The organism is Flavobacterium sp. FlaQc-52, from assembly GCF_044007495.1.
GTDB classification, from domain to species: Bacteria; Bacteroidota; Bacteroidia; order Flavobacteriales; family Flavobacteriaceae; genus Flavobacterium; species Flavobacterium cupriresistens.
The window spans coordinates 776249-792554 of the sequence record NZ_JBIPCV010000001.1 but is presented as its reverse complement, the minus strand read 5'-3'; the positions used below and the strand labels follow the sequence as shown (position 1 = coordinate 792554).

The 16306-nt window shown below is 35.6% G+C and carries 1 protein-coding gene; it reads left to right on the top strand.

What is annotated here, in order from left to right:
* The first annotated feature begins 8 nt into the window (after positions 1–8).
* Positions 9–16301 carry an SDR family NAD(P)-dependent oxidoreductase gene (locus ACHRV5_RS03190; protein WP_395425730.1) on the top strand — a complete coding sequence of 5431 codons (16293 nt, stop codon included), beginning with the start codon at positions 9–11 and terminating at the stop codon, positions 16299–16301.
* The last annotated feature ends 5 nt before the right edge of the window (positions 16302–16306 follow it).

Below are 16306 nucleotides of genomic sequence, written 5' to 3'. Positions count from 1 at the left end.
AAATAATTATGATTAAGATTAATAAAAATAAAAAAGTGACTTTGGTGCAGGAAAGTACACTTTTAACGCCTCAAATTCCAAATTTAACTTTATATAAAAAGGATCTGGTTGCCGAGAATGATTTTAAAGAAGATTGTGCTCTGGCCGTATTGCAAATAGTAATGCGAATGGGAATTGAATCCTTGCGTGCAAATACAATTGAAGAATGGCGAAAAGAATTAAATATCATTCCTCAATATGATTCTTTATTTCAAACGATTATTAAAGAACTCGAGAAAATATCCTATATCCAAATTACGAATCAAAGCGTAATTGTACCAAAAGATATTGAAGAAAGAGCGGCCTCCTTTTCTCTGCACAATAAGTTATTAAAAGCAAAAAAAGAGGCAAATAGTCATCATAGTTATTACGCATTATTGAATCAAACGATTGGTGCTTTTGAGGAAATTTTGATTGGAAAGACGAAGGCTACTGATGTATTGTTTCCAGAAGGAAATTCCAGATTGGTAAGCGCTATCTATAATGGCGATTACAGATCTAATTATTTCAATTCAATAGTGGCATCAATTGTAGAAAATACAGTCAGAAACTATGAAGGAACTAATCAAAAAATAAACATCTTAGAAGTAGGAGGAGGCACAGGAGGAACAACGGTGCGTATTCTGGAAAAGTTAAAAAAATATGGCAATCAGGTAAAATATACTTTTACAGATGTTTCTCAAAGTTTTTTAATTGAAGCAGTAGAAAAATTTGAAGACATCATACCTTATTTTGAAACTAAGAGATTTGATATTACCCAATCTGCAGCAATGCAGGATATCGCAATGGGCAAATATGATATTGTGATAGGAGCCAATGTTGTTCATGCTACCGCCAATATTGCTGAAACACTTAAGAATATAAAACCAATTCTTAAGAAAGACGGGATTCTGATTATGAATGAGTTGAATGCATTGGAAATGTTTACGACATTAACATTCGGTTTGCTTTTTGACTGGTGGAATCATGAAGATAAAGAATTACGAATTTCAGGTAGTCCGGCATTAACTTTCGATAAATGGAAACAAGTATTGTCTGAAGTTGGTTTTGTTGATTGTGATGTATATCCCAAACAAGAAGATATTCCACAACAAATAATAATTGCCAGGAGTAATGGCAGAGTATTAATTGATAAACAACAACCGGAAGAATTCTCTAAAACGGCAACAGATGAAATAGTAAAAGAGGTTATACCAAGCTCCTTAAATACGGCAATAGATTTAAATGATTTTCAACAGAAATTAATTACTATTGCGGCAGGCACTATCAAACTTCCGGTAACCGCTTTTAAGAAAGAAAAGCCATTTTCAGATTATGGTTTTGATTCCATTTTAGGGCTTACACTGATCAAAAACATTAATAAAACCCTCGAGATAACGCTGGATGTTACGGCTATATTCAATTATCCAACTATTCCGCTATTGGCTCTGCATATACTAGATATACGACCGGAGTTACTGGATGAAAAAAAGAAAATAGCAGCACAAGTACTTGAACCGATTACTGAAAAAGAGGTCGAAGAACCAAGTTTCTCGAAAATTGACAATAAGCAAGAAAAGGATAAAATTGCTATCATCGGAATGAGTGGGCAATTTGGGAAAGCAAATGATCTTGAGGAGTTTTGGGAAGTTCTAAAAAATGGAAAAAGTCTTGTAGAGGAAGTTCCTGAAGATAGATGGGATGTTGGATTACATTTTGACGAAAATCCAAAAGCCAAACAGAAAACCTATAGCAAATGGGGAAGTTTTTTAAGAGACATAGATAAGTTTGACCCGGAGTTTTTTAAGATATCCGGTAAAGAAGCAGAAAACATGGATCCGCAACAGCGCCTATTTTTGCAACATTGTTGGAAAGCGTTGGAAGACGCAGCAATTGATCCAAATACTTTGCACGATTCTAGGTGTGGTGTCTATGTTGGTGCAACAGATGGTGATTATTACAAAACCTATTTAGAAGAAGCAAATGAAGCTTCTGCATTTTGGGGAATTTCGGGTTCTATATTGGCAGCGCGTATTTCATATTTTCTTAATTTGAAAGGAGCTGCTGTAGCAATAGACACAGCATGTTCCAGTTCATTGGTAGCAATGGATATGGGATGTAAAAGTTTATTGACAAAAGAAACAGATCTTATTATAACCGGAGGAATTTCATTATCTGTAACGCCAGAGTTTTACAAACTAAGCAGTATGGCAGGAATGTTATCTCCCGATGGTCAGTGTTATACTTTTGATGAAAGAGCAAATGGATTTGTACCCGGTGAAGGTGTAGGCGTACTTATTATGAAACGTTTGGAAGATGCTATAAGAGATGGTGATCCCATTTATGCTGTAGTACAAGGAATTCTTACCAATCAGGATGGAGCAACCAACGGAATTACGGCTCCAAGTGTGCTATCTCAACAAGACATTCAAAAGGAAGTTTTTAATAGATATGAAATTAATCCTGAGACAATTACTTATGTAGAAGCTCATGGAACAGGAACAAAACTGGGCGATCCTATAGAATTGCAAGCTCTTAAAACATCTTTCAGGGCACATACATCCAAAGTAAATTATTGCGGGATTGGTAGTGTAAAAACAAATCTGGGACATACACTCAGAGCGGCAGGAATGGCAGGTATTATTAAAGTATTGTTGGCCATGAAAAACAAGCAATTACCTCCATCAATTAATTATGAAAACCTTAACCAACACATTCAATTAAAAGATAGCCCTTTCATTATTCAGGAGAAATTAACTTCTTGGGATAGCAAAACACCCAAACGAGCTTCGGTAAGTAGTTTTGGAATTAGTGGTACAAATGCATTTGTTGTTTTAGAAGAGTATGTACAAAAAAATAGCCTTTCAGGAGCAAGTGATGAACCAATACTAATAGTTTTATCTGCACTAAATGAAGAAAGTTTAAAGAAAAAAGTAACGCAACTGGTTCATTTTATTAAAAAAGAAGAGAACTTAAACCTTCATGATATAGCCTATACATTGCAGATAGGCAGAAAAGTAATGGAGTGCCGTAAAGCTTTTGTTGTAAGTCATATAGAAGAATTAACAGATCAATTGCAACAGTTTGCTCAAGAGGAAACGGTTAGTTCTTACAGAAAGGATAATGAAGTTAATGAAGCTGAAATTCAACGAGCCATTCATAAGAAGCAATATACTGAACTGGCAAAATACTGGGAACAAGGAAACACTATAGATTGGTTGCGTTTGTACACTGTACAGCAACCTAGAAAGATTCATTTGCCTACCTATATTTTTGCAAAAGAGTCCTATTGGATAACTCCCAAAACAGAAATAGTATCATCTAATGTAAAAACATTACATCCATTAGTACATGAAAATATATCAGATTTTGAATCACAAAAATTTTCATCTTGTTTAACAGGAAGAGAATCGATCCTATCAGATCATATAGTGCAAGGAAAAAAGGTACTTCCGGGAGTTGCCTATGTAGAGATGGCAAGGGAAGCATTACAACGAAGTGGATTAAATGTAGTACCTGGTTTCTCGGATATAAAATGGTTGCAACCCATAGAGATAAATAAAGAGTCAGTCCGGATTGAAACTGAAGTTTATGCAAATGCAGAAGGCACTTTTATCGAATTAAGGAGTATAAAAAATGAGGAAGCCACCATTCATTTTCAAGCCAGTTTAGAAGAAAATCAAAAAACAACAGCGCCTGGTTATAGAGATATATCCGCTATAAAAGAGCAAAGTAGTACATCATATACAAGTGATCAATGTTATCAAATTTTTGGAACAAAAGGAATTAATTATGGAGATAGTTTACAACTCATAAATTCTGTTCATGTTCTAAAAGAAGAAGTACTTACAAGTATTTCAGTTTTTGATAAAAGTGAATTTAAACTTCCAGTTGAAAAATTAGATAATGCACTTCAGACAGCTGCATTATTATGGTTGCAAGATTCTGATGCGCTGGCGTTACCTTATTCTATTGAAAAAATTTCATGGTATAATTTAGAAGAAGAAATTAAATACTGCTATGCCTATTATTCGGATAAGGAAAAAAAGAAAAGTTTTGAAGTTGAACTATTAAGTGCATCAGGAGAAATTGTTATAGCACTATCAGGATATAAAATGATACCAGTCTTAAAAATTAAGCCTAGTATTGCGCAAACCTATTTATATGAATCGATATGGCAGCCAAAGATAAGCACACGTAACAGAGCAGATCTTTCTATTTTATCTACCGAGTTTATAGTTGTAGGTGATTTTCCTAAAGTCGAATTAGCGGGCACTATAACAAGAATTACGGATCGTGAAGAAAGCATCTTATTTTCTGTTGTTTTTGATAAAGTTAAGCAAGCTATGACGTCCAGAACTCCGGTACGTTTTGTCATTATTTATGATGATAAGACCGAACATGAGGTACAGTTTTTATCAGGATTATTAAGAACCGCTGCAATTGAAAACCCTAAGGTTTTATGGAAATGTATAGGTATTGATTTAGATAAAAACAGCAATGCAGAACAACTATCGAAAATTATTACGGAGGAATTAAATGAAAGAGAAACAATAGTCCGATATCAGGATTTAAAACGAGAAGTAAAAGCAATCGTACCAATTGCACCAACACTAACCGAGTCAAATGAAAATATCAAGTTCATTCCAGGTGGAGTTTATATCATTACAGGTGGTATTGGTGGCATTGGAAAAACGCTGATAGAATACCTTTTTGATACCTATAATGATATTAAAATTATGGCTTGCGGGAGGTCTGTTTTAAATTCAAATAATCAGGAATATGTAAAATCGTTCAAGAACCTGACCTATTACCGTTGCGACATTACGGATAAGTTAGCCACTCAACAATTAATTGATGAGGTACAAAACCAATACGGTAAACTAAACGCAATTATTCATGCAGCAGGTAGTATTAATGACAATTTTATTCAGCAAAAAAATAGTGGTGAAGCATTAGAAGTTTTAGAAGTAAAAACGAAAGGGATACATAATCTTCATGAAGCTACACAGCATATTTCGTTAGATTTCATGATGGTATTTTCATCATTAGCTGCGGTTTTAGGAAATTCAGGACAAGCAGATTATGCTGCAGCAAATGAATATTTAAGAGATTTTGCAAAATTCAGAAATAAAGAAGTAGCACAACAAAGAGCTTTTGGTAAAACAATAAGTATAGCATGGCCATTATGGGATAGTAGTGGAATGCAAATAAATGATGAAAGCAGGAAATCGCTGGAAAAGAAACTAAACATCGTTCCTCTACCGAAAGAGGAAGGAATATATTGGTTAGAAAAATTATTGGGCAGCACGACAGAATCAGTAGTCTTGCATTATGGAAAAGCACCTTTACCCGAAATATTTTTATCGGATTTAAAAGAAGTACCGGAAAGTAGTGTAGGTATAAAAAATGAAAATGTAACGGAAGAATTAACGGAAGAAAATTTAAAAGAAGTGACTTACGAATATCTCGTGGGGATTTTGGCTGAAGAACTGCGTTTTCCGGTTAGTAAATTTAAAATTACAGATACTTTTGAAAAATACGGTTTAGATTCTATAATGATGACGAGTCTCACTAGTCGTTTAGAAGAAACGTTTCCTAACATTCCGAAGACTTTATTTTTTGAGTTCTTAACCATAGAAGAATTGGTTATGTTCTTTGTCGAAGAATATTCAAATGAGCTAAATGCAATAGACAGCAGTAAAAAAATACCGGTTGACATAAAAGAACAAATTAGTATTCCATCAGAAATAAAGGCGACTTTTAAAAAAGCAGTACCGCATAAGTTTGTGCAACTTTCAGAAACGAGACAAGACGATACAATAAAGCGTACCGATGTGGCTATTGTAGGATTAAGTGGTAGATATCCACAAGCAGATTCGATAGAAGAATTCTGGGAAAATCTTAAAATAGGGAAAGATTGTATCACAGAGATTCCTGAAGACAGATGGAATATGGAGGGATTTTTTGATACCGAAAAAGGAAAATCAGGACGTAGCTATAGTAAGTGGGGAGGTTTTGTAAATGATATGGATAAGTTTGATCCATTATTTTTTAATATAACACCTTTAGAGGCTGAGCAAATAGATCCGCAAGAACGTTTGTTTTTGCAAATAGCTTGGGAAACAGTAGAAGATGCAGGATATACTAATGAAACTTTAAAAAGGAATCCTTATACAGGAGAACAAGACGGAAAAGTAGGGGTATATGTTGGAGTTATGTACCAAGAGTACCAGTTATACGGAGTAGAAGAAACAGTAAAAGGAAACCCGACAACACTTAGAGGAAGTTCAAGTAGTATAGCCAATAGAGTTTCGTACGTTTTTGATCTTCATGGACCTAGTTTGTCTCTGGACACGATGTGTTCTTCGTCAAGTACAGCTATTCATTTAGCATGCAAAGCCATACAAGAAGGAGAAATCAGTATGGCTATTGCAGGAGGAGTAAACTTGAGTGTACATCCTAATAAATATTTGATGCTTAGCGATGGTGGTTTTGCCAGTAGCAAAGGAAAATGTGAGAGTTTTGGACAAGGTGGAGATGGTTATGTTCCCGGAGAAGGTGTTGGTGCTATTTTGTTAAAATCTCTTGAGCAAGCCGAAAAAGATGGAGATCATATTTATGGAGTAATTAAAGGATCTGCATTAAATCATGGAGGAAGAACGACAGGATATACGGTTCCAAATCCTAAGGCGCAAACAGCAGTAATTAGGGAAGCTATTAAAAAAGCGAATATCAAACCGGAGTCTATTTCTTATATCGAAGCACATGGTACAGGAACTAGTTTAGGAGACCCGATAGAAATTGTAGGGCTAAAAAATGCATTAGAAAGAACAGCTGCAAATAAATGCCGTATAGGTTCTGTAAAATCTAATATTGGACATTGCGAATCGGCAGCAGGTATTTCTGGAATTACTAAAGTATTGTTGCAACTTAAATACAAACAGTTAGTTCCATCCATTCATTCGTCTCTATTAAACCCTAATATACAGTTTGATCAAACTGCCTTTTTAGTTCAGCAAGAATTAGAACCTTGGTCCGATCAAGACGAAACATTGTTAACTGCAGGTATTAGCAGTTTTGGTGCAGGAGGAAGCAATGCACATATCCTTATACAAGAGTATCCGAAAACGGAGAGAACTACTGATTTTGGTAAAGAACCGGTTATAATAGTTTTGTCGGCCAAAAACAAAAATCGATTAAAAGCTTATGCCGGTCGATTATTAAGTTATATAGAAAAAACTCCGGAAGCTTTACAAAATATAGCGTATACTTTGCAGATTGGTAGAGAAGCTATGTCAGAAAGATTGGCAATAGTGACCAGTTCTAAAGAAGAGCTGGTGCAACAATTAGAGAATTTTGTTAAAAATGATGTGCGTTTAGCAGAAGATATTTTTACGGCTAATAGTAAAGATGAAAGCAATGATTTTCTCCTAAAAGGTAAAGCTGGCGCCGCATATATTAAAGAAGCTATTCAAGAAAAAGAAATAGCATCTATAGCGCAACTATGGACAAAAGGAGTTGAAATAAAATGGGAATTACTAAATTCGGGTAATAGTCCTTTACAAAGAATAAGTGTGCCTACCTATCCTTTTGCTAAAGAAAGGTATTGGGTACAAACAACAAATACTGCTGTAAAAAACGAATCAGTTTCTAAACTGCATCAATTACTTCATACGAATGAATCAGATTTTGAAGCTCAGAAATTTGCGAGTGTTTTTAAAGGAACTGAATGGTTTTTAGAAGATCATCTTGTTCAAAACGAAAAAGTAATTGCAGGTGTAGCCTATCTGGAAATGGCCAGGGAAGCGATAGAAAGAAGTACACATCAAAAAGTAACACAATTTCAGGACGTAACATGGTTGCATCCTATAAAAGTATTAGAACAACCCAAAAAAGTTGTTATTAGACTGGAACCTTCCGGTGAGCAGATTAGATATGTGGTATATTCTAAAGACCAAGAAGAAGAATATATTCATGGTCAGGGAATTGTAACTACAAGGGCTCAAGAAGAACCTAAACCCTATGATTTGATAACGATCAAATCCCGTACTAATCAGACAGCCTCTGAGTCAGAATGTTATAAAATGTTTAGCGCCCTTGGATTTGGATATGGAGAAAGGTTTCAAGGTATAAAAGAGTTATACTATAATGATACAGAAGCACTAGCCAAAATTACATTGCCACAACATGGGGACATGACCTTAGATCCCGGAGTATTAGATAGTACGCTTCAGGCATGTTTAGCCTGGCTACTGTTAAAAGATGAAGGTAAAATGCCATTGTCTATCCCATTTAGCGTAGGTAAAGTAACGGTTTATAAAGAGATTACATTTCCGGTATGGTCATATGCAAGGTTTAGCCCGAATGCTAACCCAAAAGCAACTATACCTAAATGTGATATGGATTTATTAAACGACAAAGGTGAGGTTGTGGTAAGTTTTAAAGATTTTGTCATTTTACCATATGATGGAGGATTTCTAAATAAAAATTCAAGAAAAGAATCCGTAGCGACAGAAATTTATGATTACCAATGGGAAGCAACTGAACTGGAAAAAACGTATGCACATACTACAGATTACAATGATGTGATTTTAGCTGGGGCTACTCAAAATTTGGTACAACAATTTAGCCGGGAATTTGATGGAAATGTATATAGTGTAGACGAAGAAATAGAAGAATCCTATTTTCTGAAAATACTGGAGCTTCTCAGAAACAGAATGTCACAAAAACAACGAGGGCAATTTTCGGTGCTTATAAATGAGACAGATTATGATAAGTATGGATTTATTATAGGCATGTTGAAATCGGCTTCAAAAGAAAACCCAAGAGTTAAGACTAAATTTATTTCTATAGCATCTATGAATGTTAAGACAGGAAATGAATTAGTGCAAATTTTGAAAAACGAAAATCTTGATGAACAGGCAGAAGTACGTTATCTAAACGGAACCAGAGCAGTAAAGAGCGCTAGCTCAGTACCTCAAAATCAAATTTCTGATCTTAGGATTAAAGAAGGAGGTGTTTATTTGATTACTGGTGGTGCAGGAGGAATCGGAAGTGTTTTTGCAGAACATATTGCCAAAACCCAAGGAACGCAACTTATACTTACAGGTAGAAGAACTAATAATGATACAATTCGGAAGTATACAGAAAGCTTACCAAATGCGCAATATTACGCATGTGATGTTACTAAGTACGAAGACGTAGAAAACGTAATACAAACTATTTTAACAGATTACAAAAAAATAGATGGGATTATTCACTGTGCAGGTATAGGTCTGGCCAGTACAATTATAGAGAAAACAGAAACAGAAATCTATAAGGTATTGCCACCAAAAATTGCAGGAGTAAAAAATTTAGACAAGGCATTACAAAATGAAACAATAGATTTTATGATGTATAGCTCCTCTATTTCGTCAGTATTAGGTGATATAGGACTGTCAGACTATGCTGCCGCTAATGCCTATATGGACCATTTTGCAAAAAAACGAAATCGTTTAGTTAAAGACGGTAAACGTAAAGGAACTACGATTTCTGTGAATTGGGGATTATGGGAAACTGGCGGGATGCAGGCAAATGCTGAGAGTATAGAATTTTTATCCAAACAATGGGGCATGTTTCCTTTACCGGAAGCAGAAGGAGCAAAAGCATTGGATAAAGTACTGCAACTGGCAAATGAACAAACAATTATTGTTTATGGTTCTAAAAATAAACTGGACAAAACCTTTGGAGTTAAAGCGAACAGTGTAGTCGCTATAGATAAAAAAGAGACTTTAGGAGAATCGGCAGTAGACTTAAGCGCAATTGCTTATGAGAAAATAGTCGAAATATTTAAGAAAGAACTAAAATTAAAAGAAGAGCACATTCAAACTGAATTGCCTTTTGAAGAATATGGAATCGATTCTATGTTAGTGGTAAAGCTAACCAATAGATTGAGCGATATTTTTGATAATGTTTCGGTATCCTTACTGTTTGAATATCAGACAATAGATCAGCTTGTATCCTATTTTGTTAAAGAACATTCAGATACTTTGCAAACATTAAATACGGCAAAAGGTACTCATAAAGTTCCTGTTCAGATGGATAAAGTAATTAGAGATGAAACGTTTTCTATACTTGAAGCAAAGGAATACAAGCGTTTTATGCAACCTAAATTAGTTCCGGTTATCAAAAAGGAAGAAATAAAAAGTGATGATATAGCCATAATCGGATTGAGTGGAATCTATCCCGGAGCAAATGATATTGCTGAGTTTTGGGAGAATCTTAAAGCTGGTAAAGACAGTATTACAGAGATACCGGAAGAACGATGGAATATTCAGGAGTTTTATAATGAACAGAAAGGAAAAAAAGGAACAAGTTATAGTAAATGGGGTGGTTTTATTAATGATATAGATAAGTTCGACCCCTTGTTTTTTAATATTTCGCCACGCGAAGCTTCAATGATGGATCCGCAAGAACGGTTGTTTTTGCAAACGGCCTGGCATGCGATTGAAGATGCAGGTTATACCAAAAAGAAATTACAAAATATAGGAAAAAAATCAGCTACAGATACAGGTGGTAATGTAGGTGTTTTTGTTGGAGTTATGTATGAAGAATATCAATTGTTCGGAATAGAAGAAAGACTCAAAGGTAATTTTATTGCTCCAACCGGAAATGCCAGTAGTATAGCCAATAGAGTTTCTTATTTTTTAGACCTTCACGGGCCGAGTATGGCGGTAGCAACAATGTGTTCTTCATCGTTAATAGCAATTCAGATGGCTTGCGAAAATATACATTTAGGGAACTGTGAAGCAGCTATAGCCGGAGGTGTTAATTTAAGTATACATCCCGGTAAATATTTAATGTTGAGTGATTTACATCTGGTTTCAGAAAAAGGGAAATGTGAAACTTTTGGAGAAGGAGGAGATGGTTATGTGCCTTCAGAAGGAGTTGGCGCAATCATGTTAAAATCATTGGCAAAAGCAAAACAAGACGGAGATCAAATTTATGGAGTCATTAAAGGTGGCGCTATAAACCACGGCGGAAAAGTGAACGGATATACCGTACCTAATCCTAATGCTCAGGCAGCGGTAATTCTGCAAGCAATGGATAGGGCCGGAGTTTCGCCTGAAGCCTATAGTTATATTGAGGCCCATGGTACAGGAACCAAATTAGGAGACCCTATTGAGATTGCCGGACTCAAAAAAGCATTTACAGGTACAATAAATCAATTTTGCAAAATAGGTTCTGTAAAATCGAATATTGGACATAGTGAGGCAGCAGCAGGGATATCCGGGGTTACCAAGGTGCTTTTGCAGCTTAGGAATAAACAACTCGTTCCGTCATTACATTCTAAGAAGTTAAATACCAATATCGATTTTGAAAATAGCCCTTTTCAAGTACAGCAAGAATTAGAAGACTGGATTACTTTAGATGGCAGACCAAGACTAGCCGGAATAAGTAGTTTTGGAGCGGGAGGCACCAATGTACATCTTGTGATTGAAGAATATAAAAAAGATTCGCAGAATTTTCTCGACTCACAAGAACCTGTTATCATTCCACTATCGGCTAAAAACAGTGTTCAATTAAAAGAACATGTTCAAAAAATAAGTCAATTTCTGGAAGAGAATATGGAGGTCCTAACGATTAATGATGTCGCTTATACCTTGCAAATCGGTAGAGAAGCCATGGAGAGCAGAGTAGCTTTTATTGTTGCAAATACAGAACAATTAGTTACAAAACTAAAGCAATATTTAGAAGATCCTGTAACAGGAATAGTGGGCGAAATAGAGACAAATAAGTTGATGGCTTATTCAAAAATAAGCAATGCAGTTGAAGAAGCTTTAATACAAAAAGATCAAACAGCTTTAGCCACTTTATGGGCTCAGGGAGAACGCATTGATTGGAATCAATTATACGATAAAATGCCGACTGTTATTAGCCTCCCTAATTATCCGTTTGCCAAAGATTATTGTTGGTTTAAGCCAAAAGATGCGACTGAGGTTACAGCAATAAAAAAGGAACATCCGCTGGTACATCAACAAGCCAATAAAGCAGATAGTTCTCGATTTATAAGTAAATATTCCGGTACCGAACAATTTCTGTCAGAACATATACTGCATACAGAAAAAATCTTACCGGGTGTAGCGTATCTGGAGATAGCAAGAGTGTCGGGCGGACGCTATACAGACCAAAAAATAGCTCAATTAAGAGATGTATTCTGGATGTCACCGCTACAAGTTAATGGACACTCTAAATCAATAGTTACAGAATTACAAACAGTAAATAAAGAAATTACGTTTACAGTTAAAGATCAGGAACAAGAAAATATCATCTTAAGCCAAGGTAAGATTAGTTCCGTATTTACAGAGGAAATAGAGAAATTGGATATACGATTAATTGGTAATCGATTAGGAGATGTCCTGGATAAAGAGGCCTATTATAGCCTATTCAAAGAACTCGGATTTCATTATGGAACGAGTTTTCAAGGGATAGAATATATCCGATATTCCGGAAACGAAGCCTTAGCAAAAATTAGCATCAATCAAGATCTTTCAGACAATTACTGGACTGTTCAAGCAATGGATAGTGCCTTGCAAACTTGTTTAGGAATTCATCTTAAAGGAAATACAAGAGAATTACCATTATCAATCCCATTTAGCGTTAAAGAGGTAAATATTTACAAAGAATTACCTTCAGAGTTTTGGTCTTATGTAACGATAAGAGAACAAAGTGAAGAAAAAAATACACCGATACACTATGATGTAAAATTAATAGATGGTAGTGGTGAAGTGATCATGAGTTTTATCGATTTTGTAACGCTACCTTTTGTTAGCCAAGAACAAGCTGCATCGAATAAAATAGAGGGGTATACGCAATTATATTCTTATGACTGGAAATCAAAACCAATCACAGAGAAGGTAATAAGCAATGCGAACAGAAATTATGAAGTTATTTTGGCCGGTGCAACATCAGAAATGGCCGAACGATTAACAGATGAGTTAGAAATCGAGGTAACAAGCATACAAAGTCAGAACGAAGAAGAGTTCTTTAGAATTATTCTAGATCGTGTTAAACAGCATTTAGTCAATAAAAAAGAACAGCATTTCTTAATACTATTTGAAGAGCAAGAAGCTTTGTCCTATAGTTTTGTTTCGGGAATATTGAAATCGGCAAACAAAGAAAACCCAATAATCTCAGGAAAGACAATAGCCGTAGACCAAATTTCTGTAGCGAATATAGACCTTCTTTGCAAGATTATAAACGAAGAAAGAACCACAGAAGAGGCTGAAGTTCAGTATGTAAATAACAATCGGGAAGTCAGAGAAATAGGAATCTATAACAAAGTATCCGATCAGAATGCAATTGTTATTAAACCCAATGGGGTCTATATCATAACAGGAGGAGCTGGAGGATTGGGGATGATTTTTGCAAACTATTTGAATCAATTCAAAAACACGAAGCTCTTTTTAATCGGAAGGAGCGAATTATCTCCGGAAAAGAAAAGTAAGATCAAGCTATTAAACAAGGCAAAGTATATTCGTTGTGATGTTACCGACCGAGCAGCTATTTCAGTAGTGATCAATGAAATTCTTAGGGAAGAAGGACAAATTAATGGAATTATTCATAATGCAGGAATAGGAACAGCCAGTCAGATAATAAAAAAGACTCCCGAAGAAATACATAAAGTATTGGCGCCAAAAATTGATGCAACCAGAATTCTGGATGAAGTAACGCAACAATTATCGTTAGATTTTATGATGTATATATCTTCTATTTCTGCCATTATGGGAGATATAGGATTAGCGGACTATGCCTCTGCCAATGCTTATATGGATGCTTATGCAGTACACAGAAATCAATTGGTAAAAGAAGGAAAACGCTCAGGAAAATCTATTACGATTAATTGGGGATTATGGCAAGAGGGCGGACTGCAAATAAATGAAGAAAGCCGGAAATATTTAGAGCATTATTGGGCAATGCTGCCGTTGCCTACAGCCGAGGGACTCAAGGCATTATCTTATATATTTAAAGAAGCACCTTCGCAAGTAATGGTTGTATATGAGAAAGCATCTAAGCTTTTAGAAAAGAAAGAGCATAAAAAGACAGCACCCGTTGCGAATACTTTTGGTATTACAAAGGAGGCTTGTGTAAGATATTTTAGAAATCTGATTGGCGAAGAGTTACAAATAGAACCGGAAAGAATTGGTTTAACAACACCATTTGAAACGTATGGAATGGATTCTATTCGTATCGTGAAACTGACGAATAAATTAAATGAAGATTTTGAAGACGTCTCGAATACCTTGTTTTTTGAGAACCCGACTCTAGATGATTTAGCCCTATACTTTATGAAGAATTATTCTGATTCGATGCTGAAACTCACAGAAAATCTGGAAGAAAATCAAGTAATTGCAGAAGATAAAATAGAAGCTTTTTACACTAATAAAGAAGAAAAACAGCAACAAGAAACTAATTACAGCCTTATTGAGGAACCAATTGCAATTATTGGTGTAGCAGGAAAATACCCCGGAGCCAATACGTTGGAAGAATTTTGGGAGAACTTAAAAACAGGTAGAGATAGTATTACGGAAATTCCAGAAGACAGGTGGAATACCGAATTATTTTTTGATCGAGAAAAAGGCAAAGAAGGAAAGACGTATAGTAAGTGGGGTGGTTTTGTAGAAGATGTAGACAAATTTGACCCTATTTTTTTTAATATATCACCCAAAGAAGCTGAGTTAATGGATCCGCAAGAGCGTTTGTTTTTGCAAACGGCCTGGAATACAGTAGAAGATGCAGGATATACTCCGGAAGACCTGAATCAAAAAGTAGGTGTTTTTGTTGGCGTAATGTATAGTGAGTATGCTATGTTTGGTATAGATACGATGCACGAGGGGCAGTTTGCGACACCAAAAGGAATTCATAGCAGTATTGCAAACAGGGTTTCTTATGTAATGAATTTTGAGGGACCAAGTATGGCTATCGACACCATGTGTTCTTCTTCTGTCACCGCGATACATTTAGCTTGTGAGAGTCTCCGAAAAGGCGAATGTACAAACGCAATTGCTGGTGGAGTTAATCTTAATTTGCATCCGTACAAATATCTCTCGCTCAGTAGTGCAGGTTTTGTATCCAGCGAAGGAAAATGCGCTGCTTTTGGCGAAGGAGCAGACGGGTATGTTCCAGGTGAAGGTGTTGGAGCGGTACTTTTAAAACCGCTATCGGAAGCGATAAAAGATAAGGATCAAATTTATGGAGTAATCCGATCGACAACGATTAATCATGGCGGAAGATCTAATGGGTTTCATGTGCCTAATCCTAATGCGCAAGCCAAAGTTATTCAAAAAGCAATTCAAAAAGCAGGAATACAATCCTCGTCGTTACAGTATATAGAAGCTCATGGTACAGGTACAAGTTTAGGAGACCCGATAGAAATTGCAGGCTTGACTCAGGCTTTAAACTTAGACCATAATGTCACTTGCAAAATAGGATCTGTAAAATCGAATATTGGGCATTGCGAGTCTGCAGCCGGAATTTCGGGATTAACAAAAATTTTACTTCAATTTAAGTATAAACAAATTGCCCCTTCGATTCATAGCAATATCCTGAACAAGAATATTCAATTTAACGAAAGTCCATTTGAAGTTCAGCAAGAATTAACAGATTGGACCATTACAGATGCAGAAAAAAGAAGAGCAGGTTTAAGCAGCTTTGGAGCAGGAGGAAGTAACGCACATGTTATACTCGAAGAATACCAAAGAAATGATGATAGAGATAGAGCTGAGACGGCGTCGGTACTCATTGTTTTATCGGCTAAGAATACAGAACGTTTAAAACAGAAAGCAGAAGAGCTTATTAAATTTCTAGACGAAGTGGAAACTATTTCTTTAACTGATTTAGCCTATACACTACAAGTAGGAAGAGTTGCTATGGAAACCAGATTAAGTATAGAAGTTGCCTCTGTAAAATCACTCTGGAAGGAACTTCATAACTACCTGCAAGATCAATTTTCGGGGCATCAAAAAAGCTTGAAAAGTTACGAGTTAAATACAACAAACAATATAAGCATTTTGTATAAAAGAGCTTTAGAGAATAAGGATCTGAATGAACTGGCAAAATTATGGATTCAAGGAGAATATATTGCCTGGGAAAAGTTATATGACGACAATACACAGCCTAAGCGAATAAGTCTCCCAACCTATCCATTTGTAAAGAAGAGGTATTGGATACCGGAAATCTCTGAGAAATTTGAGAAAAGAGAAAAGGTATCAAAAGTAATACATCCATTATTTCAAAATTAAGCAGC

Excerpts from the sequence above, each read along its gene's own strand:
- ACHRV5_RS03190 (WP_395425730.1), top strand. The coding sequence starts at position 9 with ATGATTAAGATTAATAAAAATAAAAAAGTGACTTTGGTGCAGGAAAGT.